Genomic DNA, 25,807 nt, shown 5'->3' with positions numbered 1-25,807 from the left:
CATCCGACGGGCAGGCTTTTCATGCCGCCGGACAAAGCAGGCATAATACCGCGCCTTTACCCGTCAACCGGTAGCCCCGTGAACCCAACGCCCGCTGTGAATACCTTGCGCCCCTCGGCTTGTCCGGGGTTGCTGCGTATTGTCCAGGCGTTGGACGGTGGCATTTGCCGAGTCAAATTGGCGGGCGGCGCGATCACTGCCGCCCAGGCCCACGCCTTGGCGGACGCGGCCCAGGCGTATGCGGGCGGGGTGATTGAGGCGACCAACCGCGCCAACCTGCAGATCCGCGGCATCGGCGCCGAGCAGGAGGCGTTGATCGCCCGACTACTGGCGGCGGGCCTGGGCCCCAGCAACGCGGGCGGTGACGACGTGCGCAACCTGATGCTCAGCCCCAGCGCTGGCATTGACCCGCAGATGCTGTTCGACACCCGCCCGCTGGCCGCGCAGATCCTCGCCACCCTGGAGAACCATCCGCGTTTCCATGAACTGTCGGCCAAGTTCGCGGTGCAACTCGATGGCGGCGAAGACCTGGCGATGCTCGAGCATCACCACGACCTGTGGTTGTCGGCCTTCGTACGCCATGGCGAAACCCTGCTCGCGTTCGGCCTGGCCGGCTGTCCGGGCCTGGATGCGCCCCTGGCCGCCGTGCCTTTGAACCAGGGGCATGGGTTGGTCGTGGCCGTGCTGGAAGCGTTTCTGGACCTCGCCACCCCAGAACAAACGCGCATGCGCCATTTGTCTGTGGATAACGTGCTGAACCATTTGCGCTTGCCGTTGCTGCCAGCCGACGGCTTCATACGCCCGCCCAGCGACGCGTGGCTCCAGGTGGGCACTTATCCACAAGTGCAAAAGAATCAGTTCTACGTCGCCGCCCTCGCGCCATTGGGCCGCCTGAACCCGGCGATGCTCAAGGGCGCCGCACAACTGGCCAGTGACTATGGGGACGGCACCTTGCGCTTTACCCCCTGGCAAGGCGTGCTGGTGCCCAACGTCGAAAAGCCTCACGCCGTGACCGAGCGCCTGGCGCAACTGGGCTTTATCTGCTCGCTCGGCCACCCGCTGGCGCGCATGATTGCCTGCACCGGTTCCAGCGGCTGCGCGAAAGGCCTGGCCGACACCAAGGCCGACGCCGTGCAACTGGCCGCTCTGCAACCGGGCGTTGAGGTGCATCTGTCCGGCTGCCTGCGCTCCTGCGCTGCCGCGCACACCGCGCCAGTCACCTTGCTGGCGGTGAGCCCCGGCCACTACGACCTCTATTTCCGCGATGCAGCCCAGCCTGGTTTTGGCCGGCTGCACGCGCGCACTCTTTCCATTGAAGCGGCGGGCGCCCTGTTGCGCGCTCGTCCACGGAGCAACACCGATGATTGATTACATCCGCGACGGTCAGGAGATCTATCGCAACTCCTTCGCCATTATTCGCGCGGAAGCCAAGTTGGACCGCATCCCGGCCGATTTGGAAAAACTCGCGGTGCGGGTGATCCATGCGTGCGGCATGGTCGAGGCCATCGACGGTCTGCAGTTTTCCGAAGGTGCGGGCAAGGCCGGGCGCGATGCGCTGGCCGCTGGTGCGCCGATTCTGTGCGATGCGCGGATGGTGTCCGAAGGCGTGACCCGCGCACGCCTGCCAGCCAATAACCCAGTGATCTGCACCCTGCGCGACGACAGCGTGCCGGAGCTGGCGCGGGAGTTGGGCAACACCCGTTCGGCCGCCGCCCTTGAACTGTGGCGCCCGCACCTAGAAGGCAGTGTGGTGGTGATCGGCAACGCGCCGACCGCGTTGTTCTATCTGTTGGAAATGCTCGATGCCGGCGCGCCGAAGCCGGCGTTGATCCTGGGTTTCCCGGTGGGCTTTGTCGGCGCCGCCGAATCCAAGGCCATGCTCGCCGCTGATAGTCGCGGGGTGCCGTTCGTGATCATGCAAGGTCGCCTGGGCGGCAGCGCCATGGCTGCTGCCGCCGTCAATGCCCTGGCCACGGAGGTCGAATAATGCAGGTGCGCGGACGTTTGATCGGCCTGGGCGTCGGCCCCGGTGACCCGGAACTGATTACCCTCAAAGCCCTGCGCCTGCTGCGTGAATCGCCGGTGGTGGCGTACTTCGTGGCCAAAGGCAAGAAGGGCAACGCCTTCGGCATCATCGAGGACCACCTGGTGCCGCAACAGACCCTGATGCCGCTGGTGTACCCGGTGACCACCGAAGTGCTGCCGGCGCCGCTGTCCTACGAGCAGGTGATCAGCGACTTCTACGACAATGCCAGCCTCGACGTGGCCGCGCACCTGGACGCGGGCCGCGACGTGGCGGTGATCTGCGAAGGTGACCCGTTTTTCTACGGCTCCTACATGTACCTGCATGACCGCCTGGCCGAGCGCTATGAGGCCCAGGTGATTCCAGGTGTGTGCTCGATGCTCGGTGGTGCCTCGGTGCTCGGCGCACCGTTGGTGTATCGCAACCAGAGCTTGTCGGTGCTCTCGGGCGTATTGCCCCATGAGGACCTCAAGCGCCGCCTGGCGGATGCCGATGCCGCAGTGATCATGAAGCTGGGGCGCAACTTCCCGAAAGTGCGCCAGGTGTTGGAAGAGTTGGGTCTGGCCGAGCGGGCGTTGTACGTGGAACGCGCGACCATGGCCAACCAGAAGATCGTGCCGCTGGATCAGGTGGAGCCGATGTCGTCGCCGTATTTCTCGCTGATCATCGTGCCCGGTGAACGGTGGCAAGGTTGATGACCCCGGCGATTGTGATTCTGGGCCAAGGCAGCCTGGCGACTGCGCGCAGGCTCCAGCAGGTTTACCCCGGCGCGTTGATCCACGGTTTGGCCACACGGGTTGAGGGGGCAGACCGCAGCTACAGCGAGTTCGGCGCGACCTTGCGTCAGCTTTATCAGCAGGGCACGCCACTGATTGCCCTGTGCGCCGCGGGCATTGTGATTCGCACCCTGGCACCGTTGCTGCTGGAAAAGGGCGAAGAACCCGCCGTGCTGGCCGTGGCTGAAGACGGCAGCGCTGTGGTGCCGTTGCTCGGTGGCCTGGGGGGCGTAAACCTCATGGCGCGCGATATTGCGGCAGCGCTCGGCGTGTCCGCCGCCATCACCACCAGCGGCGAGTTGCGTTTTGGCACCTGCCTGCTCAACCCGCCGGCGGGCTATCAACTGGCCGACATCGAACTGGGCAAACGCTTTGTCTGCGACCTTCTGGCCGGCGAAAGCGTGCGCATTGAAGGCGCGGCGCCATGGCTGGAGGACGCTAACCTGCCTCAGGATCAACAGGCGCGCCTGGCGATTCATGTGGGCAGTGCCGAGCGCACACCGGCAGCCAACGAGTTGCTGATTTACCCGCAGAATGTCTACGCCACCTGCCGGCCGGGTGCGCAGTTGGCCGAGCGTGTGCGCCAAGCGCTGCATGAGGCGGGGGTCGCGGTGCAATCCCTGGCTTGCCTGCTGGCCAGCGACCTGCAGATGGCTGACGCGTCCTTGCATGAAGCCGCGTCGGCCTTGGGTGTACCGCTGCGTTTTGCCGTACTGGAACCCGTTGCGGACATCAGTATCACCGTGGCCGAGCAGCCCTTGGATCTGTCACAGGTTGGGCGTCCCCGCGGGCGTCTGGCGGTGATTGGCCTGGGCCCCGGCGCTGCTGAATTGATGGTGCCGGCGGTGAAGGCGGAACTGGCGCGTTGCACCGATGTGCTGGGGTATGAAACCTACGTGCGCATGGCCGGGCCGTTCCGGGACGACCAAGTGCAACACTGCACTGACAACCGCGAAGAAATGCAGCGCGCCCGCCACGCCTTCGAGCTAGCCGCGCAAGGCCGCTCGGTGGTGGTGGTGTCCTCTGGTGACCCAGGTGTATTCGCCATGGCCGCAGCGGTGATCGAGGCGCTGCACGAGTCCAGCGAGCCGGCCTGGCATCAGGTCGACCTGGAAATCCTGCCGGGGGTTTCCGCTTCGCTGGCCACCGCTGCCCAGGCGGGCGCGCCGCTGGGGCATGATTTCTGTGTGATGTCGCTGTCGGATAATCTCAAGCCCTGGGCGATCATCGAAAAACGCCTGGACCTAGCTTCCCAGGCCGACCTGGCCTTGGCGTTCTACAACCCGATCTCCAGGTCGCGGCCTTGGCAACTGGGACGCGCCCTGGAGATCGTCGCGCTGCATCGCACGCCGCAGACGCCGGTGGTGCTGGGCCGTGACATCGGTCGTCCAGGCCAGACGCTGCGCATCACTACCTTGGGGCAACTGACGCCCGAGCAGGTGGACATGCGCACCATGGTGCTGATCGGTTCATCCACCACCTGTGTGTTCCCGCGCGCGGGTGGCGGCGAGTGGGTGTACACACCACGTTGGTATGGCGACAAACCCAGCTCCTGAAAACAGCCCCGTTGGCCGCCGGAAAGCTCCGGATAACCCAGAGATTCCCCTGGCGTTGTTCGGAGCTTTTTCTTTTTTATGCGATGAAAACCGCACGCCTGCCCGCCGCGCCTTGTCATTGCTGGACGCTGGTTTTGGGCGGGGCAGTCCAAGGGATGTTTATCGCATGGAAACCCCGATGCTCCCTGGACTAGGGTGGAAGCAAGCCCCATGTGGGGTGCTTGTGGAGAACAGAAAATGGAGCGACGTCACAGAAGGATCAACAGTAAAAAAAGGCGCAAGTTGATTGCCGCCTACAAATTGCCGGGCGCACCTGCCAGGCAGGCCGCTTGCGCGCTGGATAGCGACGATGATTGCAATGCGGCCGTGGTCAACAACGGGGTGATTTCATTTGCCGAAGGCTTGTCGGCGTTGAACCGCGAATACGTACGCAAAAGCTATCTGCTGGCCAGCAGTTATGTGAGCGATGTGCTGAACGTCCAGCGGGGCAGCGAGGCGTGGTACGAGGAATTTATCAAGGTAATGGTCAGCCTGGGGTGGCTGCCGCTGCGCAGTCGCTTTGAACGGGTCTCGCGTGCGGGCAAGGGCCTGACGGTGCAACTGGCGGCGCTGAATATCATCGCCTCGATGCTGACGTCGACGGCGCTGTTCGGGCCACTGCTTAGCGCCTTGCCCAAGCTGGCCGCCGATGCGCTGGATGCATTGAAGCGTCAGCCAGCGTCTTTCGAGCTGTTCAAGCGCAATTGCGCGGTGCATGAGGGCGGCGATTTCGGCCTGGCCTCCTGCGCTGAAACAGACGGCGAGTTGATCATGGTGCTGGTGACCTACAGCACCCATGGTGTGGATAAACAGGTGGGCCTGCCCTTCCTGGAGTGGGATAGCTCCTCGTTCGAGGCCTTCAGCGGGCAGACTTGCCTGGTGCTCAATACCTCTATGGTCAACGAGAAAACCATCCAACTGATGCGCGAAAGCGCCGGTGACAAAGTGGAAATGGCTATCGCCAAATACCGGATCTAGGGCACCAGGTAGCCGCGTACCCCGGTAAAAATGATTTGCGCGGCCAGGGCGCAGACGAACAGGCCCATCAACCGGCTGACAATCTGCAAGCCCTGGTCGCCGAGAATGCGTTCGATACGGTTGGACAGGTACAGCACCACGCCCACCGTCAGGCTGGCCAGGGCAATACTGAGGATGGCGGTAAGCTTGTCGTCCCAGTGTGGTTGGCTGACGCCCATCACCAGCAAGGCGCCGATGGTGCCGGGGCCGACGGTGAGAGGGATGGTCAGCGGCACGATGGTCACGTCCTGCTGCACGTTGTCGGTCTGCACCGCCGACTTGCCCTGGGCCATGCCCAGGGCGGAGATAAACAACACGCTGCCGGCGCCGATACGGAACGCGTCGACGGTAATGCCGAACACACTGAAAATCACCCGGCCAAACAGGTAGAGCAGCACGCTCGATACCAGGGTGGCCAGTGCAACTTTCCACGCCAGGCGTCGACGCTCCTTGCTGGAGTAGCCACGGGTCAGGCTGATAAAGCAGGACAGCACAAAGAACGGGCTGTAGAGCACCAGCATCTTCAGGTAAACGCTGAATAACACATGGAGCATGAGGGCGGCTCGCGGGCGGGGAAGTGTGGAGGAGTCTATCCGACACAGATCAAATGTGGGAGCTGGCTTGCCTGCGATAGCGGTGGGTGTGATCGTTCCCACGCTCTGCGTGGGAATGCATCCAGTGACGCTCTGCGTCGCGTTCAAGCAGGACGCGGAGCGTCCCGGGCGGCATTCCCACGCGGAGCGTGGGAACGATCATCAGGAAAGGGTGCTGTGCTCAGGGCGCTGTTAGCGCTGCGCCACCCAGTAGTCCACCAGCTCGCGCAACTGCGATCAAATGTGGGAGCTGGCTTGCCTGCGATAGCGGTGGGTGTGATCGTTCCCACGCTCTGCGTGGGAATACATCCAGTGACGCTCTGCGTCGCGTTCAAGCAGGACGCGGAGCGTCCCGGGCGGCATTCCCACGCGGAGCGTGGGAACGATCATCAGGAAAGGGGGCTGTGCTCAGGGCGCTGTTGGCGCTGCGCCACCCAGTAGTCCACCAGCTCGCGCATCTGCGACAGTCCACCGGCTTGGCTATACGCCCGTCCATGCCTGCCTGACTTCCCATGCCCGCAGTTGCTGCGTGGCGGTGAAGCCATCAAGGCTGGCTGATCATTCCCACGCTCTGCGTGGGAATGCATTCAGTGACGCTCTGCGTCGCGTTCAAGCAGGACGCGGAGCGTCCCGGGCAGCGTTCCCACGCGGAGCGTGGGAACGATCATCAGAACGCTGAATAACACATGGAGCATGGGGGCGGCTCGCGGGCGGGGAAAGTGTGGAGGAGTCTATCCGACACAGATCAAATGTGAGAGCTGGCTTGCCTGCGATAGTGGTGGGTGTGATCGTTCCCACGCTCTGCGTGGGAATGCATCCAGTGACGCTCTGCGTCGCGTTCAAGCAGGACGCGGAGCGTCCCGGGCGGCATTCCCACGCGGAGCGTGGGAACGATCATCAGGAAAGGGTGCTGTGCTCAGGGCGCTGTTGGCGCTGCGCCACCCAGTAGTCCACCAGCTCGCGCAGCTGCGACAGTTCCACCGGCTTGGCCATATGCCCGTCCATGCCTGCCTGGCGTGCGCGTTCTTTGTGTTCCGACAGGATATGCGCGGTGAGCGCCACCACTGGCGTGCGCACGCGTTGGTGGCTGACTTCCCATGCCCGCAGTTGCTGTGTGGCGGAGAAGCCATCGAGAATCGGCATTTCGCAGTCCATCAATACCAGGTCATAGCGCTGGGCTTTCATCGCTTGCAGCGCTTCTTCGCCGTTGCTGGCGGTGTCCGGGTCGAGATTGAGCTTGCCGAGCATGCCACGAATCACTTTGGTGGAAATGCTGTTGTCTTCGGCTACCAGGATGCGGAAATCGCTGGGCACGGTCATGGCTGCCGGTGCGCTGGGGGCCGGGCGTGCCACGGGGGCGCCTTTGCTGCGCTGGGCCAGTTCATCGGCCAGGGTGGTCTTGAGGGTGTAGCCAGCCACCGGTTTGGCGAGGATGCGCTTGATCCCGCAGTTGCGCGCAATGATCTTGCTCGGTGCGTTACTGATTCCGGTGAGCATGATCAGCAGGATGTCGTGGTTCAGGCTCGGGTCTTCCTTGATTTTCGCCGCCAGTTGCATGCCGGTCATGCCGGGCATGTTCTGGTCCAGCAGTACCACGTCGAAATAATCACGCAGGTGCGCCTTGGTGCGCAGCAGCGCCAGGGCCTCCTTGCCCGAAGGCACGGCGCTGACGTTCAGGCCCCAGGCCGTGCATTGTTGCACCAGGACTTTGCGGCAGGTGTCGTTGTCGTCCACCACCAGCACGCGGGCGTCCTTGAGCGGGCCGTCGAGGTCGCTGGTCGGGTGTTCCAGGCGTTCCGGGTCCAGCGGCAGGGTCAGCCACAGGGTACTGCCCTGGTGGCTCCCACTCTTGACGCCGAACTCGCCGTTCATCAACAAGATCAGCTGGCGTGCGATGACCAAGCCCAAGTGGCCGCTCAAGCGCGTCGCCGAAAGGAAGTTCTTGCTGTGCAGTTCGCTGTGCAGCAGGGCGTCGCGTTCGGCAGCTTCCATGGGCACGCCGCTGTCTTGCACGGCAATGCGCAGGCGTGGCTTGGTGCTGCGCTCATCCAGGGCGACAACGATCAGCACTTCGCCTTCATCGGTTTTGTGCAGGGCGTTTTCCAGAAGGCTCAGTAAAGCCTGGCGCAGTCGCGTCGGGTCACCGCTGATCACTCGTGGTACCTGGGGTTGGATAAAGCTGATCAGCTCGACATTCTGTTGCTCGGCCTTGGCGCGGAAGATGCTCAGGCAGTCGTCGATCAATGCATTGAGATCGAACTGCACATCATCGAGTTCGATCTGCCCGGATTCGAGCTTGGAAATGTCGAGAATCTCGTTGATCAGGGTGAGCAACTCATTACCGGCGCTGTGGATGGTCTGCACATAGTCGCGTTGCTTCACCGACAACGGCGTGCCCAGCAGCAACTCGGTCATGCCCAGCACACCGTTCATGGGCGTGCGGATTTCGTGGCTGATCTTCGCCAGGAACTCGGCTTTGGCGGCGATTTCGGCATTGCTGGCCGCCAGGTCGCGGCTCAGGCTGAAACGGGTTTCGACAATGGCGCGCTGGCGCTCGCCGAGGGCCAGGCTCATCAGCAGGCCACTGAGGCAGATAAAGCTCAACAGGGTGACGATCAGCCCCTGTGGCGCCACCAGGGTAAGGCCGAGCAGTGCGGGCAGAATGATCAGCGTGCCGATGTTGAATACCACCATGGCCGCCACGAACAAGCGCGCCGGGCGGTAGCCTTTTTGCCAGTGATAGGCCGAGACAAACAGCATGCTCAGGCCCGCCAGCGCGACCAGGGCATAGGTGATGATGTTCAGCGGCAAGGTGTTGACGAACAACAGGAGCAGGCCGCACAGGATGATCAGCAGGATGTCGGCCATCAACACTTTGTTCAGCGGGTGCGGGCCCAGGGGCATGAAGAAGCGGTAGGCGAACATCAGCCCGCAGGGTGCGGTCAGCAGCAGGGCCAGGTAGGCACCGGGGGTCTGGATTGCGTGCCAGTTCGGCAGCCATGGCCCCACCAGGTTGAGCAACAGCGCCAGGCTGAGCATCAACAGGAACTCGCACGCGGCCAGCCACAGGCTGCTGCGCGAGCGGTGGTAGGCGAAGCGCGTGAGGTTGTGCAGGATCAGCATCGACAGCACGCCGAACAGCAGGCCGTAGATCAGCGTCTGGTTCTGGTTGGCGGCGGCCAGCACCGCTGGTTCCAGGGTGATGTAAGGGCGCAGCTCGTGTTCCGAGACCAGGCGCAGGTATACCTCCAGTGGCCGTTGGCTCTGAGGCATCGGCAGCATGAAGTCACTGCTGGGCAACGAGCGCTCAGCCTGGGGTTGGCGTGTGCCGGTGGTTTGTTGCTCCACCAGGGTGTCGCCGTCCAGCACATAGAGGCTCAGGCTGGAGAGGTCCGGGGCGAACACCCGCAGCACTTGTTCGTGCTTGCCGGGCTGCAACCTGAAACGCACCCACAACGCACCGTCTGGCTGCGCGGCGGTGATCCGGTCCAGTTCGATGGGGCTGAATTGATTGGTATAGCGGGCGGAACGGATATCGCTCAGTTGCAGGTCGGCCTGTTCATCAAGCAATACTGCCCAGCCACTGCCTTGCGCAGCGGCCTGGGCCGGTAGCAAGCAGAGCAGGGTCAGCAGACTGATTGTGAAACCTATGGCGATCCTGAGCCAGCGCACGGCGAAATCCCTTCGGTAGGTGGATGCACGGGTTAACTATGCGCGGGGCAACAGGGTACGGCAAGGGCCAAAGGCCCTTACCTAACCGAACGGATAGCTACTGCAAGTGTAGCTGCTCAGTTGTTCTCACCGCGTTCGCGGGCAATGGCACGGTAGCCAATGTCGGTGCGGTAGAAGCAGCCCTTCCAGTCGATTTTCGCCGCCAGTTTGTATGCCTGTTGTTGCGCGGCATCGACACTGGCACCCATCGCGGTGGCGCACAACACGCGGCCACCGGCGGTTACAACTTTGCCGTCCTTGAGCGCGGTGCCTGCATGGAACACCTTGCCTTCCAGCGCAGCGGCGGCGTCGAGGCCTTCGATCACATCGCCCTTGGCGTAGTCGGCGGGGTAGCCACCGGCCGCCAGCACAATCCCAACGCTAGGTCGTGGGTCCCACTGCGCTTCGACCTTGTCCAGGGCCTGGGCGAGGGCGGCTTCCACCAGCAGCACCAGGCTCGATTGCAGGCGCAGCATCACCGGTTGGGTTTCCGGATCGCCGAAGCGGCAGTTGAACTCGATGACTTTGGGGTTACCGGCTTTGTCGATCATCAGGCCGGCATAGAGGAAACCGGTGTACACGTTGCCTTCATCCGCCATGCCGCGCACGGTTGGCCAGATCACCAGGTCCATGACGCGCTGGTGGACGTCGGCGGTGACAACAGGCGCCGGGGAGTAGGCACCCATGCCGCCGGTGTTCGGGCCGCTGTCGCCGTTGCCGACGCGCTTGTGGTCCTGGCTGGTGGCCATCGGCAATACGTTCTTGCCGTCGACCATCACGATAAAGCTGGCTTCCTCGCCGTCGAGGAACTCCTCGATGACTACGCGTGAACCGGCGTCACCAAAGGCATTGCCGGCGAGCATGTCGCGCACGGCGTCTTCGGCTTCCTGCAGGGTCATGGCGACGATCACGCCTTTGCCGGCAGCCAGGCCATCGGCCTTGATCACGATCGGTGCGCCTTTCTCACGCAGGTAAGCCAGGGCCGGTTCGATCTCGGTGAAGTTCTGGTAGTCGGCCGTCGGGATCTTGTGGCGAGCCAGGAAGTCCTTGGTAAAGGCTTTCGAGCCTTCCAGCTGGGCGGCGCCAGCGGTAGGGCCAAAGCAATCCAGGCCACGGCTGCGGAACAGATCGACGACGCCTGCTACCAGTGGCACTTCCGGGCCGACGATGGTCAGGGAAACATTCTTCTCGGCAAAATCTGCCAACTGCTCCAGGGCCAGCACGTCGATGGCGACGTTTTCACACTTGGCTTCGATGGCGGTGCCGGCGTTGCCGGGAGCAACGAAGACTTTCTGCACGCGTGGGTCCTGGGCTACTTTCCAGGCCAGGGCGTGTTCACGGCCACCGCTGCCAATGATCAAAACATTCATTTCAAAAACCTCGTTAACTTGATCGTTCCCACGCTCTGCGTGGTAATGCTACTTGTGACGCTCTGCGTCACGCTTTGGAACGCAGAGCGTCCCGGACTGCATTCCCACGCGGAGCGTGGGAACGATCAATCAGTGGCGGAAGTGGCGCATGCCGGTGAAGACCATCGCAATGCCAGCTTCATCAGCGGCGGCGATGACTTCTGCATCACGCATCGAACCGCCCGGTTGGATCACGGCGGTCACGCCAGCTTTCGCGGCGTTGTCCAGGCCGTCACGGAACGGGAAGAACGCATCGGAAGCCATCACCGAGCCCACCACCTGCAAACCGGCATGTTCAGCCTTGATCGCGGCGATACGTGCCGAGTTCACGCGGCTCATCTGGCCAGCGCCGACACCGATGGTCTGGCGGTTCTTGGCGTAGACGATGGCGTTGGACTTGACGTATTTGGCCACTTTCCAGGCGAAGATCAGGTCGTTGATCTCTTGCTCGGTCGGCGCGCGCTTGGTCACGACTTTCAGGTCATCGCTGCCGATCATGCCGATGTCGCGGCTTTGTACCAGCAGGCCGCCATTGACGCGCTTGTAGTCCCAGGCCGCGGCGCGGTCTGCCGACCACTCGCCACAGGCCAGCAGGCGCACGTTGGCTTTGGCGGCGACGATGGCGCGGGCTTCTTCGCTGACGCTTGGGGCGATGATCACTTCGACGAACTGACGCTCGACGATGGCCTTGGCGGTCTCGGCATCCAGTTCGCGGTTGAAGGCAATGATGCCGCCGAATGCGGATTCGGTGTCGGTGGCGTAGGCCAGTTCGTACGCCTGGCGGATACCGCCTTCAGCGTCCGGGCTGACGGCCACGCCGCACGGGTTGGCGTGCTTGACGATCACGCAGGCCGGCTTGACGAAGCTCTTTACGCATTCCAGCGCGGCGTCAGTGTCGGCCACGTTGTTGTAGGAGAGTTCTTTGCCTTGCAGTTGAGTAGCGGTGGCGATGCCCACTTCGGCCGGCTTGGCTTCCACGTAGAACGCCGCACTCTGGTGCGGGTTCTCACCGTAGCGCATTTCCTGGGCCTTGATGAACTGGCTGTTGAAGGTGCGCGGGAACTGGCTGCGACCTTCTGTGCTCAGGGTGTCAGCCGCTTGGTTCACGGTGCCCATGTAGTTGGCGATCATGCCGTCATAGGCGGCGGTGTGTTCGAACGCCTTGAGCATCAGGTCGAAGCGCTGGGCGTAGGTCAGGCCGCCGGCCTTGAGGTTTTCCAGGACGTTGGCGTAGTCGCTGGCATTGACCACGATGGCCACGTCCTTATGGTTCTTGGCCGCCGAGCGCACCATGGTCGGGCCGCCGATATCGATGTTTTCGATGGCGGTCGGCAGGTCGCAGCCTGGCTTGTTGATGGTGGCTTCGAACGGGTAGAGGTTAACGGCCACCAGGTCGATCGGCTTGATGCCGTGCTCGGTCATGATGGCGTCGTCAATGCCGCGACGGCCGAGGATGCCGCCGTGAATTTTCGGGTGCAGGGTCTTGACGCGACCGTCCATCATTTCTGCGAAACCGGTGTAGTCCGCGACTTCTACTGCGGCCACGCCGTTGTCCTGCAGCAGTTTGAAGGTCCCGCCCGTGGAGAGGATTTCCACACCCAGGGCTTCCAGCTCCCGGGCAAATTCGAGGATCCCGGTCTTGTCGGAAACACTGATCAAGGCACGGCGGATCGGCAGGCGGGTGGTCTGGTCGGTCATCTCAATTTCCATCAAAAGCAAAGGAAGTCAGCAAAAAAGGCGACCGGTTTTACGCGGGCGCCTTTCTGGTTTGATTGAATGCTTACAGCAAATCGTACTGCTTGAGCTTTTTGCGCAAGGTGCCACGGTTGAGGCCCAGCAGCTCACTGGCTTTGGTCTGGTTGCCCTTGACGTAGTTCATCACGCTTTCGAGCAAGGGCGCCTCGACTTCGGAGAGCACCAGGTTGTACACATCCGTGACGGAAGCGCCCTCAAGGTGGGCGAAATAATTGTGCAGCGCCTTCTCGACACTCCCGCGAAGGGTCTGGCCTTCTTCGCTCGGCGTGTTGAGGTGCTGTTTCAAATTGACATTGTCGCTCACGGGTGTTGTTCCACTCACTAAAGTCTCGGTCATCATCGTCATGCGGCCACCCCTTCTCCATCCCCTGTTCCCAGGCTCTTGTCGCGTCCGGCGAAGAACTCACGAACGGTGGCGACCTGTGCCTGCGTTTCATCCAAACGATTGAACTGAGCGCGGAATTCCTTGGCGCCCGGCAAGGTGGCGAGATACCAGCCGACATGCTTGCGAGCAATGCGTACTCCCATCACGTCCCCATAAAAGGCGTGCAGGGCGGCCAGATGCTCTAGCAGAATACGTTCCACCTCGACCAACTCTGGTGCCGGCAAGACTTCACCGGTACGCAGGAAATGCTCGATTTCACGAAAAATCCACGGCCGCCCCTGGGCGGCCCGGCCAATCAACAAGCCATCGGCACCGGTCGCGTGCAGCACGCGCCGGGCTTTCTCGGCACTGTCGATGTCGCCATTGGCAAAGACGGGCATCGACACGGCCTGCTTGATCGCGGCAATGGTGTCGTACTCGGCTTCACCGGTATAAAGGTCGGCGCGGGTACGGCCATGCACCGCCAGCGCTGTAATGCCTGCCTGTTCAGCGATCTTCGCCACCGTCAGGCCATTCTTGTTGTCCCGGTCCCAACCGGTACGAATCTTCAGGGTCACCGGCACATCCACTGCACCAACAACGGCCTGCAGGATCTCGGCGACCAACTGCTCATCTTTCAACAGTGCGGAACCGGCGGCCTTGTTGCAAACCTTCTTGGCCGGGCAGCCCATGTTGATGTCGATGATCTGTGCACCCAGCTCCACATTGGCCCGGGCTGCATCCGCCAGCATCTGCGCATCGCCCCCGGCGATCTGCACCGAGCGTGGCTCGGGATCACCTTCGTGGATCATGCGCATCCGCGACTTGCGGGTGTTCCACAGACTCATGTCGCTGGTAACCATTTCAGAGACTACTAGACCCGCGCCCAAACGCTTGCACAGCTGACGAAAGGGCTGGTCGGTGACACCCGCCATCGGGGCGAGGATCAAGCCGTTTTGCAATGTGTATGGGCCGATGCGTACCGCCGACATAGGACTTCCCTGTTGTGGGGCCGGATCATTAGAGTTCGAAAAAGGGTTGGCATGATACCCGCTCTCGATGACTGGTTAAAGGCTGAATTGGATAAAATCTGAACAGTTACTTTTTTATCGCCATCGGTTTGGTTGACGGCGGTCAAGTCAATAATCCGCCGTCAAACCTCGGTGGGCACGCCGTTTTACTCGGGCGAGTGGAAGCTCAGGCTGTAGTTCACGGCTCTATTGCCCGGATCAAGAATGTCCAGGGAGATGTGGATAGGCGTCTGCGAGGGCATTTCGCTGACGCCAGCCAACTCGCCGCTGAGGTATTCGGCGGGCTTGAAGCGACGACTGGCAATCAGGCTGCCGTTCAAGTCCGCAAAGCGCAACTCCAGCAGCGGGAAGGGCTGGGAGAAGGTCGCACGGTTATAGATGATGGCATCGACCACCAGCGCCCCGGCGAATTCGGGGTGGCTGCGCACCACCAGATTGCTGCTCTTTATGTGAGTAATGTCGACCCGCGATGGCACGGTGCACCCCAGTTTCGGGCATAGCGCCTGGAACCAGGGACGGTAGGCGTCCTGGCGGGCCAGGTCGTCGAATTGGTAGGCGATGTACTGGCCGGCCAGACCGGCAGCGGCGAGTACCACCAACAATATCCAGACCAGACGGCGACCCCAGCTTGACGGACGCTTCTGCGCATACAGGTGCAGGGGGTCGTCTTCCAGGTCCTGGAGTAACTCGTCGTGTACACCAGCCTCCGTTCGCGCGCGCTTGCGGCGCGGCTGTGCGCGGTCTTCGGGTTCAGGCTCATCGTGCTCGTCGCGGGTGGGTGTCAGCGGCGGGTCGAGGTCGTCATCCACGGTAGTGGCGTGCAGAGCTGGTTCGTCATCGAGTTCGTCGACGTGGGCCGACATGGACGGTTCGGTGCGCTGTTTGGACGCAGGTGCCTTAACCGGCTCGGGCTCTTCTTCTGGTGCCTGGGCGCGCTCTTGGGGTGGCTCACTGAACAGGCTGGCCGCCCACTTTTCTTCCTCGGCCTTGACCGTATCGCGGCTGGCGCTGAAGGACTCTTCCTTTTGCCGGCGGTCGGCACCTGGCTGGCGACGTTCCGCACCCAAGGCCTGGGTATGTTGGATCTCGCGACGTTCCAGCTTGGCCAGTTCCTTGTCCAGGTTATCCAGGTCCAGCTCTTCGGCCGTCCACTGTTTCTGGCTGATGGCCCGTGGTGGCTCGGGAGGTGCTTCGCCAATCGGTTCGGGGGTTGTCGGCGCTTCAGGTTCCGGCGCAGACGCCTGGGCACGTTGCTCCAGCAACTGGCGAGCGGCGTTGAACACTTGCAGGCACGAGCCGCAACGCACCACGCCGCGGGCCACGCTCAATTGAGCGTGGTTGACGCGAAAGCGCGATTGGCAATGTGGGCACTGGGTGACGAAACTGTCGGTCATGCGGCCATCCGATTCAGGCAAGCGCTCATTCTAGCGCCGACGACCGCTGATGCGTACCCAGCCATCACAGTTGGCGATCGGGTCCAGCTCGAAGTCTTTGGCGTAGGCCGCAGCCACGTCTTCACCTTGCTCGGCGAGGATGCCCGACAGCGCCAGGCGCCCGCCCGGCTTGACCAGGCTCGACAGTTGCGGCGCCAGCGACACCAGTGGCCCGGCGAGGATATTGGCCACCAGCACATCGGCCTGAACCTGGGGCAGGTCCTCAGGCAGGTAGAGTGGGAATTTGCCTTCGGCAATGTTGTTGCGCCCGGCGTTATCGCGGGAGGCTTCCAGGGCCTGCACGTCGATATCGGTGCCCACGGCCTCCTTGGCGCCCAACAGCAGGGCGGCGATGGCCAGGATCCCCGAGCCGCAACCAAAGTCCAGTACGTTGCTGTCGGTCAGGTCCTGGCCGTCCAGCCATTCCAGGCACAGGGCGGTGGTCGGGTGCGTGCCGGTACCGAACGCAAGGCCCGGGTCCAGCAGCAGGTTGACGGCGTCTGGCTCGGGCGCGGCGTGCCAGCTTGGCACGATCCACAGGCGCTGGCCGAAACGCATGGGCTGGAAGTTATCCATCCAGCTGCGTTCCCAGTCCTGGTCTTCGATGACTTCGCTGTGATGCTCGGGCAGCGGGCTGCCGGTGAGCAGTTCCATATGGGCCAGCACGGCAGCGGCGTCGGTGCCGTCTTCGAACAGGGCCAGCAAGTGGGTGTGGGACCACAGCGGCGTGGTATTGAGTTCCGGCTCGAAGATCGGCTGGTCTTCGGCGTCCATGAAGGTCACCGACACGGCACCCACTTCGAGGAACGCGTCTTCGTAGGTTTCGGCTTGTTCTGGGCTGATGGCGAGACGGACTTGCAGCCAAGGCATGGCGGGCACCTTTGAAAAAAATGAATGTGCGGCGGGCAGGCCGCGAAAGCGCGCAAGTTTACGCGAGAGCAAGCCAGAAGACGACTGCGCCGACGATCGTTCCCACGCTCGGCGTGGGAATGCCGCCTCGGACGCTCCGCGTCCGTTGTTAAGGCGTGGCGCGGAGCGCCACAAGAGGCGTTCCCACGCCGAGAGTGGGAACGATCAGGGGTCGGTGGCCCATAAACAACAAAACCGCCCGAAGGCGGCTTTGTTGGGTGGAGCACTTACTGGTTGGCCAGCTTGTGTTCCAGGTAGTGAATGTTCACACCACCTTCGCAGAAGCCTTCATCACGAACCAGATCCCGATGCAGCGGGATGTTGGTCTTGATGCCGTCGACCACGATTTCGTCCAGGGCGTTGCGCATACGGGCCATGGCCTCGTCGCGAGTGGCACCCCAGGTGATCAGCTTGCCGATCAGCGAGTCGTAGTTGGACGGAACCTTGTAGCCGCTGTACAGGTGCGAATCCACACGTACGCCGTTGCCGCCGGGCGCGTGGAAATGCTTGACCAGGCCAGGGCTTGGGATAAAGGTTTTCGGGTCTTCGGCGTTGATGCGGCACTCCAGGGAGTGGCCGTGCATCTTCACGTCGTCCTGGGTGAAGGACAGCACGTTACCGGCTGCGATGCTCAGCATTTCCTTGACGATGTCGATACCGGTGACCATCTCCGATACCGGGTGCTCTACCTGCACACGAGTGTTCATCTCGATGAAGTAGAAGCGGCCGTTTTCGTAGAGGAACTCGAAGGTACCGGCGCCACGGTAGTTGATGTCGATGCACGCCTTGACGCAACGCGCCAGTACTTCCTGGCGGGCTTTCTCGTCCAGGCCCGGTGCCGGGGCTTCTTCCAGTACCTTCTGGTGGCGACGTTGCAGCGAGCAATCGCGATCACCCAGGTGGATGGCGTGGCCCTGTCCGTCGGACAGTACCTGGACTTCCACGTGACGTGGGTTGGTCAGGTACTTCTCCAGGTAGACCATCGGGTTGCCGAACCAGGCGCCCGCTTCGGAGCGGGTCTGCTTGGCGGCTTCGATCAGGTCTTCTTCCTTGTGCACCACGCGCATGCCGCGACCACCACCGCCACCGGCGGCCTTGATGATCACCGGGTAGCCGACTTCGCGACCAATGCGCAGAGCGGTTTCCTCGTCTTCAGGCAGTGGGCCATCGGAGCCTGGAACGGTTGGCACGCCGGCCGCGATCATGGCGTCCTTGGCCGAGACCTTGTCGCCCATCAGGCGAATGGTTTCGGCTTTCGGGCCGATGAAGGCAAACCCGGATTTTTCCACTTGTTCGGCGAAGTCGGCGTTTTCCGCGAGGAAGCCGTAGCCCGGGTGGATGCCATCGGCGCCGGTCACTTCTGCCGCGGCGATGATATTCGAGACTTTCAGGTACGAGTTCGTGGCCAGTGGCGGGCCGATGCAGATGCTTTCGTCCGCCAGTTTCACGTGCATCAATTCGGTATCGGCCGTCGAGTAAACAGCGACGGTCTTGATGCCCTCTTCCTTACAGGCGCGCAGGATACGCAGCGCGATCTCGCCGCGGTTGGCGATCAGGACTTTTTGCAGTTTCTTCGCAGGTTTCAACATCGAAGGCGCTCCGCGGTTCAAACGATGGTGAACAGCGGCTGGTCGTACTCAACCGGCTGACCGTTTTCTACCAGGATGGATTCAATGACGCCGGCTTTTTCCGCGGTGATGTGGTTCATCATCTTCATCGCTTCAACGATGCAGATGGTGTCGCCCACTTTCACGGTCTTGCCCACTTCAACGAAGGCTGGCGAGGTCGGTGCCGGGGTGCGGTAGAAAGTACCGACCATTGGCGACTTGACCACGAAGCCGTTCAGCGCAGGAGCGGCTGGGGCGGCAGGTGCAGCGGCGGCGGCAGGTGCGGCAGCCGGAGCTGCAGCGGCTGGAGCCGGTGCTTGCATCTGTGGCGCGTAGAACTGTTGGGCCGGGGTCTTGCTGTGACGGCTGATCCGTACGGACTCTTCGCCTTCCTTGATTTCCAGCTCGTCGATACCGGATTCTTCCAGCAGTTCGATCAGTTTCTTAACTTTACGGATATCCATGAATCATCAACTCCCAAGGGTCGGTCAGGGGCGTTTAGCCTGTTCTTCAATGTGTTCCAGGGCGGCCTCCAGGGCCAGTCGGTAACCGCTGGCGCCAAGGCCGCAGATCACTCCTACCGCTACGTCGGAGAAGTAAGAGTGATGGCGGAAAGCTTCGCGTTTGTGCACGTTCGATAAATGCACTTCGATGAATGGGATGCTCACCGCCAGCAGCGCGTCACGTAATGCAACGCTTGTGTGCGTAAAAGCGGCGGGATTGATCAGAATAAAGTCCACGCCTTCGCCGCGCGCGGCATGGATGCGATCAATCAATTCATACTCGGCATTGCTTTGCAGGTAGAGCAAATGGTGGCCGGCTTCACGGGCCCGCTTTTCCAGGTCGAGGTTGATCTGGTCCAGGGTCACTGCCCCGTAGACGCCCGGTTCGCGGGTGCCAAGCAGGTTCAGGTTGGGTCCGTGAAGAACCAGTAAGGTCGCCATTGGCTGTTCCTTGTTATTGGTGTGGGTGCGTCAGAACCCGGCGACTATGCCGCAAAGCCTTTGTGACTGTCCAGTTCTATGCAGTAGCCGGCACGATTAGCGAGGATTGCGCAAAATTTGTGACTGGGAGACGGCATTTGGTCAGTGTGGGAGCTGATCGCACCCACGCTCCTCGTGGGCACGCATCCAGTGACGCTCTGCGTCACGGCTTTAAAGCGGGACGCGGAGCGTCTGGGGCGACATTCCCACGCGGAGCGTGGGAACGATCAGCCACATTGCGGTCTTCATAGAGGGCCGGATCGGGTTAGACGCGGAAGGCTTGCACGGCGGTAGTCAGTTGCCCACCCAGTACCAGCAGGTGCTCGCCCTGGCTACGGCCCTGGCCAATACGCAGCAAATTATCCTCACCCAATTGATGAATCCGCTCACTGTTGTCGCGTATCTCGCTCACGGCGCCACTCTGCTGCGCGGTCACATCGGCAATGCGTACGGCGGTATCCGAGATGGTCTGGATCGCCCCGACGATTTCATCCAGCGCGCCATCCGCCGCCTGGGCCTGCTGGGCGGTGGCTTCGGCGTGTTCGACCTGGGCGCGCATGCCTTCTACCGACTGGTGCGCGGCGCTTTGCAGGCCGGCGATCAGGCCCTGGATTTCGGCGGTGGCGCCGGCAGTACGCTGGGCCAGGGAGCGCACTTCGTCGGCTACCACGGCGAAACCACGTCCGGCTTCACCGGCGCGGGCGGCTTCGATAGCGGCGTTGAGCGCCAGCAGGTTGGTCTGGTCGGCAATCGAGCGAATCACCGTGAGCACGCCGCCGATGGTGGCGGACTCTTCGGCAAGTTTCTCGATCATCTGCGCGTTTTGCTGCACTTCGCCTACCAGCGCATGCAGCCCGGTGAGGCTCAGGCCGATAACGCGCTGGCCTTGCTCCACGGCTTGGCCTGCACTGCGACTGGCCCCGGCGGCCTGGCTGGCATCCCCGGCGACTTGCTGGATGGTGGCTTCCAGCTCGCCCAGGGAATCACGGATTTGCGCGGTGTCGCCGGCCTGGCGCTCGGCTCCGTCGTGCAGGCCGCTGCTCAGTTCGGCCAGGGCGCGGCTGCTGCCTGCCACTTCTTCGGCATTGCCACGGATGGTGCCGACCAGATCCACCAGGTAGGCGCGCAGGCGGTTAAGGGAGGCCTCGATATCGTGCAGTTCACGGTTGGTCTTGCCCAGGGCAATCGGTTGGCTGAAGTCGCCTTCGGCCCAGGTCGACAAGGCGGGTGCCAGGTTGGTCAGCACGCGCGCCAGGCGGCGTTGCAGGGTATCGATCAGCAATGCGATCAGCAGGATCAGACCAATCATCACCCCCTGCATCACACGCACTTCACCCTGAATCTTCGCGTGTTGCGCGCGCACCACGGGTTCCAGGCCGGCGATGGCCTGTTGTACGTTGGTGATTTTAAGGTGGGTGCTGGCGGCGAGATCGGCGCGTTGCTGGATCTGTTCACGGGTGCGTTGGAGTTCGGCGGGGTAGCGGGTCAACAGGCTGTTGAGTTCGCGTTTGAGGTCGACGCCGGTGTCCTGGGCTTCGGTTTTTTCGGTATTTTCCAGGCCCATCAACGCGGAAAAATCATCGGTGTGGGATTCAGCGCTGGCCTTTATTCCCAATAAGGGCAGCTGCGCAAGCAGGTCGGCCTGAGTGCGCAGGTTGGTCACTTCCCGCTCGACATCCGCGGCCAACTCGGCGCGCCCGCTGCTGACTAGCTTGTCGCGGGCCAGGGACAGTTTGCCCAGGTGCTGTGAGGCTGCGAGCAATGGCGACATATAATGCGCTGCCTCCGCGGAATTGACACCGCTGGCGTACTGGCTCAATTGTTCCAGGTTCGCGCCCAGTTCACGCTCGGCTTGCAGCAACAGGGCTTGCGGGTCGCCAGCCAATTTACCGGCGGCCAACAGGTCGGTCTTGCTGAAAGTCTCCAGGTCCATGAGGCTGGGGCGCAGGTTTTGCGCCAAGTCGGGCGGCAGTTCGCCCAGCTGAAGCTGCAGGCTTTCCAGGCTCTGGGTTGCACTGCTCAGGCGCAGGGCATCGCCGCTGGCTAAGTAGTCCTCGATGTTACGGGCAGCCTGGTTTTGAAAGACCTGGGACAACCCGAGGTAGCGCTCCATCAACAAGTACGGACGCTCCAGCGCCCGTTGCGACCACCACAGTGTCGCCCCGAGGGCCAGGCACACAGCCACCAGCAGAAGGGTATTGAGATTGGTCAGCAGCTTCAGGCGCATGCGGGGTTTCAACCGACGGCAAGAGATAAGCGCCTGAATTTATTGCGTTTGTATTACAGCGTTATGACCGAATCGGTGGATTCTGGTGAAAAGATGGCACTTTGCTTTGATGTGCGAGCGGCTTGCACGCGATTACGTCCGGCGTCCTTGGCGCGGTACAGCGCTTCGTCAGCCTGGGCGGCCATCATCAAGCTGTCGGAACCGTCGCACAGCTCCACCAGGCCGGCGCTGAAGGTGCACCACAAATCCTGCGGTTGGGCGGGGTAGTGGATTTCTGCAAAGCGCCGACGAATGTCGTCCAGCACTTTGCAGGCCGATTCCAGGTCGGTGTCGGGCATCACGATGGCGAACTCTTCACCGCCGTAGCGGCCGATGTAATCGGTCTTGCGCAAACGCTGCTTCAGAAACAGTGCCAGGCTCTTGATCACCCGGTCGCCCATGGGGTGGCCGTGGCTGTCATTGACGCGCTTGAAGTGGTCGATATCGAGCATGGCAAAGCTCAACGGCTTGTTCTCGCGGCGTGCGCGGAAGCTGCAATCTTCGAGCAGTTGCAGGATATGCGTGTGGTTGTACAGCCCGGTCAGGCTGTCGCGCACCATCCGTGCCTTCAAGTTGCGCGCACGTGACGCACGGTTGCGCACAGTGGTGATCAGGTGACGCGGCTTGATCGGTTTGGTGAGGAAATCGTCACCGCCCTCGCTCATCGCATCCAGCTGTTTATCCAGGTCGTCCTCGGCCGACAGGTAAATGATCGGCACACTGACGTAGCGGTCGTTGTGGCGAATCACCTTGGCCAGTTCGGTGCCGGTACAGGCAGGCATGTACATGTCGAGGATGATCAGGTCGGGCTGGAAATCCGCCAGCTCGGCCATGGCCTGGATCGGTTCGGTCAATGTGCGGGTGACAATGCCGGCACTGTTGAGCAGGCGTTCGGTGTGCAGCGCCTGGGCCCGCGAGTCGTCGATGATCAGCACTTTGTACGGTTCGTACTGGGCCGCGCAGGTTAGCACTTCGATCTTTTCCAGCAGGCTTGAGGCCTCTAGGGTGCCGGTCAGGAACTCTTCGCCGCCGGCGCGTACGGCGGCCAGGCGTGTCGGGGTGTCGGTTTCGTGCAGGCTGAAAAACAACAGCGGCAGCTTTTGCTCCAGGCCCTCCTGGGCCTCTGCCGCGAGCTTCAGGCCCAGGCCCGTGCCGCAGAAGTCCACGTCCATCACGATCGCTGACGGCAAACGCTCGGCCATGGACGCGCGAAAGGCGGCGACGCTGTCCAGGGCGTGGGCGCCCATGCCGAAGAACTCCAACTGCTTGGCCAGGCGTTCGGCGCGGTCATGGTCGGCCAGCATCACATAGATCGGCTTGCGCATCGGCGGCAGGAAGGTTTGCTCCAGCTGATCGCCCTGGCGCAGGCCGGTGCGGGACAGGCGTTGCATCAAGCGGTTGAGCTCGGTGATCAGTTGGCTGCTCAGACGGCCACGGTTCTCGTCCACAGCCTGCAAGGATTGACTGATATGCCGTGCCAGTTGTGTGTGTTCGGGCTGTTCGAAGCGTTCGGCGAAGCGTTGCAGGCGCAGGTTGGCTTCGCTGAGTTCGGAAAAGTCGGCGTTCGACCACTCGCTGCGTTGCAGGCGCTGCCAGATCTCAAGAATTTGACGTGCCTGATGAATTACCCGCTGGGCAAAGTGCTGCTTGAGACGCTCGCGGCTGGGGTCTTCTGACTCGGTCATATCCTGACTACTGTGAGGGTGCATGCTGAGGTCGACTGATGGCTCTATGCTAGCACCTCTTTTCTGATAGATGAGTGTCATACGTCAATTAAGTCTGCGTGCCTGCCATTCAGTTATTGACCAGTGGGTCGCGCAGCGTAAATCGCGTGCATCCTTTATAGTCCAAGCGCGCTGGTGCGCCACTTTCGTGTAAAAGCCCCGCACCGATGGGCACGATGGGGTAGGGTTGTGGTCGGAATGTCTGAACGCACCCGGACAATTGACGTGCATGAACTCAAGTGATTGAAAGGATATCGCCATGCTGGACTGGAAAAACCGCGAAGGCAGTGCCAAAGGCCCCGCCCCTGAGCCCAAGTCGGCCAACCGCAGCTATTTTCGCAACCTGCTGATGAGCCGGGCGTTGCTCAGCATCATCGGCTTGTACCTGCTGGTCACCGGTGGCCTGGGTTGGTACTGGAGCCAAGAGCCGGCGCTGTTTCCGGTGCAGCAAAATGCCCAGCTTGCCGCCGAGAAGGAAGGCAAGCAGATGGTGGTGGGTTACACCACCGTCGAAACCCTCAAGACCGTGGTTGGCACCTTGCTGAACAAGCCAGGCGGCTACATCTCCAACGACCGTTTCCCGCCAGGCTTGTGGATGGACAACATGCCGAGCTGGGAATACGGCGTGCTGGTGCAGGTGCGTGACCTCACCCGTGCCCTGCGTAAAGACTTCGCCCGCTCCCAGTCGCAGTCGGCTGAAGACGCTGACTTGGCCAAGGCCGAGCCGCGCTTCAACTTCGACAACAAGAGTTGGGTGCTGCCATCCAGTGAGTCGGAATACCAGGAAGGCATCAATTCCTTGAGCCGCTACGAAGCGCGCCTGTCTGACCCGAACCAGCGCGGCGCGCTTTTTTATGCGCGTGCCGACAACCTCAACAACTGGCTGGGCGATGTGGCCACACGTTTGGGCTCGCTGTCCCAGCGTCTGTCCGCCAGCGTGGGCCGGGTCAAGTTGAACACTGCGCTGAAAACCGAGACGCTGGCGCCGGGTGAAGTGCCGCAGGTCGATGAAGAAGTGGTGGAAACCCCATGGATGCAGATCGACAACGTGTTCTACGAAGCGCGCGGCCAGGCATGGGCGCTGTCCCATCTGCTGCGTGCCATCGAAGTCGATTTTGCCGACGTACTGGCCAAGAAAAACGCCACGGTCAGCGTGCGCCAGATCATTCGTGAGCTGGAGGCCTCGCAGGAGCCGGTATGGAGTCCTATGATTCTTAACGGCAGTGGCTTCGGCGTACTGGCGAACCATTCGCTGGTGATGGCCAACTATATTTCCCGGGCAAACGCTGCAGTGATCGACTTGCGTCAGCTCCTCAACCAGGGTTGATGATGGACGCTACTCAAAAGGAGGCCGCACACCGAGCGGCCTCCGACGCTGAACTGATCTGCTGGGTCGACGAGCAGGACCACCTGCTCGGTCACTTGGTCAGGTCCGACCTGCGCCAGCGCGGCTTGATCGGTCGTTGCACGTTTATCTTCCTGTTCAATTCCAAAGGCGAGCTGTGTGTGCATCGGCGCACGCTGAGCAAAGCCCTGTACCCGGGGTTCTGGGATACGGCGGCGGGCGGGATGGTGGCGGCGGGAGAAAGCTATGCCCTGTCGGCACAGCGGGAATTGGCGGAAGAGCTGGGCGTGAGTGGCGTGGAGTTGGTCGAGCACGATCATTTTTACTTTGAAGATGGCGACAGCCGCCTGTGGTGTACGTCCTACTCTGCTGTATGGGACGGCCCACTGTGTTTGCAGCCTGAAGAGGTCATGGAAGCGCGTTTTCTATCCATTGAAACGGTGCTTGCAGAGGCCGAGCAAAAGTCTTATTGCCCGGACGCCCAAGAGGGCTTGCGGCGGTATCTCGCCTCACGTCGCTAAAGTTGTATAAATTGGCGCCATTTGGCTCTTAGCAACTTGGCTTTTTGCCGTTACACTGCGCGCCTTTTCACCCGAACCGCTATTGTTTCACCCTGTAGGAGCGAGCTTGCTCGCGAAAAACGCCAAGACACCGCGTGCTGGCTGAATGCCCGCGTTATCGTTGACGATCTTCGCGAGCAAGCTCGCTCCTACAGTGGTGGTGGCCTTGACGGTTCGGTAGCGCTGCCCCTGCCTGAGTGGGGCTTCGCGGTCGGTCACCGCCTTGTGCGGCGCCGATCAGTCTTCATCCTCCCAAGAGGATTGCCGGTGGCCAAAAAAGCCGCATCCTTCGCCGCCCTTGGTGGCCTGGTATTTTCCACCGACGCAGGTCGACACTGCCCGGACTGTCGTCAGCCCGTGGATTCGTGCACCTGCAAACAGACCCTGATCCCCGAAGGCGACGGTATTGCCCGCGTGCGTCGCGAGAGCAAAGGCCGTGGCGGCAAGACGGTGACCACTATCACCGGCGTGCCCCTGGCTGAAGACGCCCTGAAGGAATTGGCCACCTCGCTGAAAAAGCGCTGTGGCACCGGTGGCGCGTTGAAAGACGGGGTTATCGAGATTCAGGGCGATCACGTCGAGTTGCTGTTGGCCGAGCTGATCAAGCTCGGGTACAAGGCCAAGAAGTCCGGCGGCTGAAAGCCTCTTCCCAACCTGTGGCTAAACTCTGTCCTGCCAGTGGGGTCTACTTCCCTTGCAGGCAAAT

General features: G+C 62.0%; 21 protein-coding genes. 8 read left to right on the top strand and 13 right to left on the bottom strand.

Translation table 11 applies throughout. The features are described from left to right. Window positions 1–21: 21 nt before the first annotated feature. The 5 genes from cobG to HU730_RS10270 all read left to right on the top strand — a co-directional run bounded on the left by cobG (window position 22) and on the right by HU730_RS10270 (window position 5,372). Complete coding sequence (cobG, locus tag HU730_RS10290; RefSeq protein ID WP_186527431.1) at window positions 22–1,368, top strand: precorrin-3B synthase; 1,347 nt, start codon at window positions 22–24, stop codon at window positions 1,366–1,368. Next, window positions 1,361–1,987, top strand: coding sequence for a precorrin-8X methylmutase (locus HU730_RS10285; RefSeq protein WP_034126410.1), 627 nt, complete (start codon window positions 1,361–1,363; stop codon window positions 1,985–1,987). Before cobG ends, HU730_RS10285 begins: the two co-directional genes overlap by 8 nt. Next, window positions 1,987–2,718, top strand: coding sequence for a precorrin-2 C(20)-methyltransferase (locus HU730_RS10280; protein ID WP_003188163.1), 732 nt, complete (start codon window positions 1,987–1,989; stop codon window positions 2,716–2,718). The genes HU730_RS10285 and HU730_RS10280 overlap by 1 nt, the downstream gene beginning before the upstream one ends. Then, entirely contained in the window at window positions 2,718–4,355 is a 1,638-nt protein-coding gene (gene cobJ / locus HU730_RS10275; protein WP_186527432.1) for a precorrin-3B C(17)-methyltransferase, read from the top strand. The genes HU730_RS10280 and cobJ overlap by 1 nt, the downstream gene beginning before the upstream one ends. 237 nt (window positions 4,356–4,592) lie before the next feature. Continuing rightward, window positions 4,593–5,372 carry a hypothetical protein gene (locus HU730_RS10270; RefSeq protein ID WP_054918794.1) on the top strand — a complete coding sequence of 260 codons (780 nt, stop codon included), beginning with the start codon at window positions 4,593–4,595 and terminating at the stop codon, window positions 5,370–5,372. Here the strand turns inward: HU730_RS10270 and HU730_RS10265 are convergent. The 13 genes from HU730_RS10265 to HU730_RS10205 form a co-directional block, all read right to left on the bottom strand. Continuing rightward, the gene (locus HU730_RS10265) at window positions 5,369–5,965 is read right to left on the bottom strand and encodes a MarC family protein (protein ID WP_003171467.1); all 597 of its coding nucleotides are present in this window, start codon (window positions 5,963–5,965) and stop codon (window positions 5,369–5,371) included. The genes HU730_RS10270 and HU730_RS10265 overlap by 4 nt on opposite strands. A gap of 936 nt (window positions 5,966–6,901) precedes the next feature. Further along, window positions 6,902–9,676 (bottom strand): hybrid sensor histidine kinase/response regulator, encoded by a 2,775-nt coding sequence (locus HU730_RS10260; protein ID WP_034126413.1) that lies wholly within the window; start codon window positions 9,674–9,676, stop codon window positions 6,902–6,904. 116 nt (window positions 9,677–9,792) lie between these two features. Beyond that, window positions 9,793–11,085: a phosphoribosylamine--glycine ligase gene (purD, locus tag HU730_RS10255; RefSeq protein ID WP_014716727.1), complete on the bottom strand. Its 1,293-nt coding sequence runs from the start codon at window positions 11,083–11,085 to the stop codon at window positions 9,793–9,795. A 129-nt stretch (window positions 11,086–11,214) separates the two neighbouring features. Next, window positions 11,215–12,822 (bottom strand): bifunctional phosphoribosylaminoimidazolecarboxamide formyltransferase/IMP cyclohydrolase, encoded by a 1,608-nt coding sequence (gene purH, locus HU730_RS10250; RefSeq protein WP_034126415.1) that lies wholly within the window; start codon window positions 12,820–12,822, stop codon window positions 11,215–11,217. A gap of 82 nt (window positions 12,823–12,904) precedes the next feature. Further along, window positions 12,905–13,225: a DNA-binding transcriptional regulator Fis gene (gene fis, locus HU730_RS10245; protein WP_002555375.1), complete on the bottom strand. Its 321-nt coding sequence runs from the start codon at window positions 13,223–13,225 to the stop codon at window positions 12,905–12,907. After that, the gene (gene dusB, locus HU730_RS10240; RefSeq protein ID WP_034126416.1) at window positions 13,222–14,235 is read right to left on the bottom strand and encodes a tRNA dihydrouridine synthase DusB; all 1,014 of its coding nucleotides are present in this window, start codon (window positions 14,233–14,235) and stop codon (window positions 13,222–13,224) included. Before dusB ends, fis begins: the two co-directional genes overlap by 4 nt. A gap of 185 nt (window positions 14,236–14,420) precedes the next feature. Further along, window positions 14,421–15,668: a DUF3426 domain-containing protein gene (locus HU730_RS10235; protein WP_034126417.1), complete on the bottom strand. Its 1,248-nt coding sequence runs from the start codon at window positions 15,666–15,668 to the stop codon at window positions 14,421–14,423. A 30-nt stretch (window positions 15,669–15,698) separates the two neighbouring features. Continuing rightward, window positions 15,699–16,577 (bottom strand): 50S ribosomal protein L11 methyltransferase, encoded by an 879-nt coding sequence (gene prmA / locus HU730_RS10230; protein WP_186527433.1) that lies wholly within the window; start codon window positions 16,575–16,577, stop codon window positions 15,699–15,701. A gap of 266 nt (window positions 16,578–16,843) precedes the next feature. Continuing rightward, window positions 16,844–18,205, bottom strand: a complete 1,362-nt coding sequence (accC, locus tag HU730_RS10225; protein WP_003188188.1) for an acetyl-CoA carboxylase biotin carboxylase subunit — start codon at window positions 18,203–18,205, stop codon at window positions 16,844–16,846. A 17-nt stretch (window positions 18,206–18,222) separates the two neighbouring features. After that, complete coding sequence (gene accB / locus HU730_RS10220; RefSeq protein WP_003188191.1) at window positions 18,223–18,687, bottom strand: acetyl-CoA carboxylase biotin carboxyl carrier protein; 465 nt, start codon at window positions 18,685–18,687, stop codon at window positions 18,223–18,225. 24 nt (window positions 18,688–18,711) lie between these two features. After that, a complete protein-coding gene (gene aroQ / locus HU730_RS10215; RefSeq protein WP_003188192.1) occupies window positions 18,712–19,167 on the bottom strand; it encodes a type II 3-dehydroquinate dehydratase in 456 nt (151 codons plus the stop codon). Between the two features lie 304 nt (window positions 19,168–19,471). After that, the gene (locus HU730_RS10210; protein WP_054918784.1) at window positions 19,472–21,433 is read right to left on the bottom strand and encodes a methyl-accepting chemotaxis protein; all 1,962 of its coding nucleotides are present in this window, start codon (window positions 21,431–21,433) and stop codon (window positions 19,472–19,474) included. A gap of 53 nt (window positions 21,434–21,486) precedes the next feature. Beyond that, on the bottom strand, window positions 21,487–23,157 hold the full coding sequence (locus tag HU730_RS10205; protein WP_034126420.1) for a PleD family two-component system response regulator: 1,671 nt from the start codon (window positions 23,155–23,157) through the stop codon (window positions 21,487–21,489). 298 nt (window positions 23,158–23,455) lie between these two features. On the opposite strand from HU730_RS10205, the gene HU730_RS10200 reads away from it, so the two are divergent. The 3 genes from HU730_RS10200 to HU730_RS10190 all read left to right on the top strand — a co-directional run bounded on the left by HU730_RS10200 (window position 23,456) and on the right by HU730_RS10190 (window position 25,740). Next, entirely contained in the window at window positions 23,456–24,523 is a 1,068-nt protein-coding gene (locus tag HU730_RS10200; RefSeq protein ID WP_105225602.1) for a DUF2333 family protein, read from the top strand. A 2-nt stretch (window positions 24,524–24,525) separates the two neighbouring features. Then, entirely contained in the window at window positions 24,526–25,062 is a 537-nt protein-coding gene (locus tag HU730_RS10195; RefSeq protein WP_034126422.1) for an NUDIX hydrolase, read from the top strand. 306 nt (window positions 25,063–25,368) lie between these two features. Continuing rightward, window positions 25,369–25,740, top strand: coding sequence for a translation initiation factor Sui1 (locus HU730_RS10190; RefSeq protein WP_032893757.1), 372 nt, complete (start codon window positions 25,369–25,371; stop codon window positions 25,738–25,740). Window positions 25,741–25,807 lie beyond the last annotated feature (67 nt).

Origin of the sequence: Pseudomonas sp. SWRI22 (assembly GCF_014268395.2) — a bacterium.
GTDB classification, from domain to species: Bacteria; Pseudomonadota; Gammaproteobacteria; order Pseudomonadales; family Pseudomonadaceae; genus Aquipseudomonas; species Aquipseudomonas paracarnis.
The sequence above is the reverse complement of the archived record's forward strand: the minus strand, read 5'-3'. Positions and strand labels throughout refer to the sequence as shown.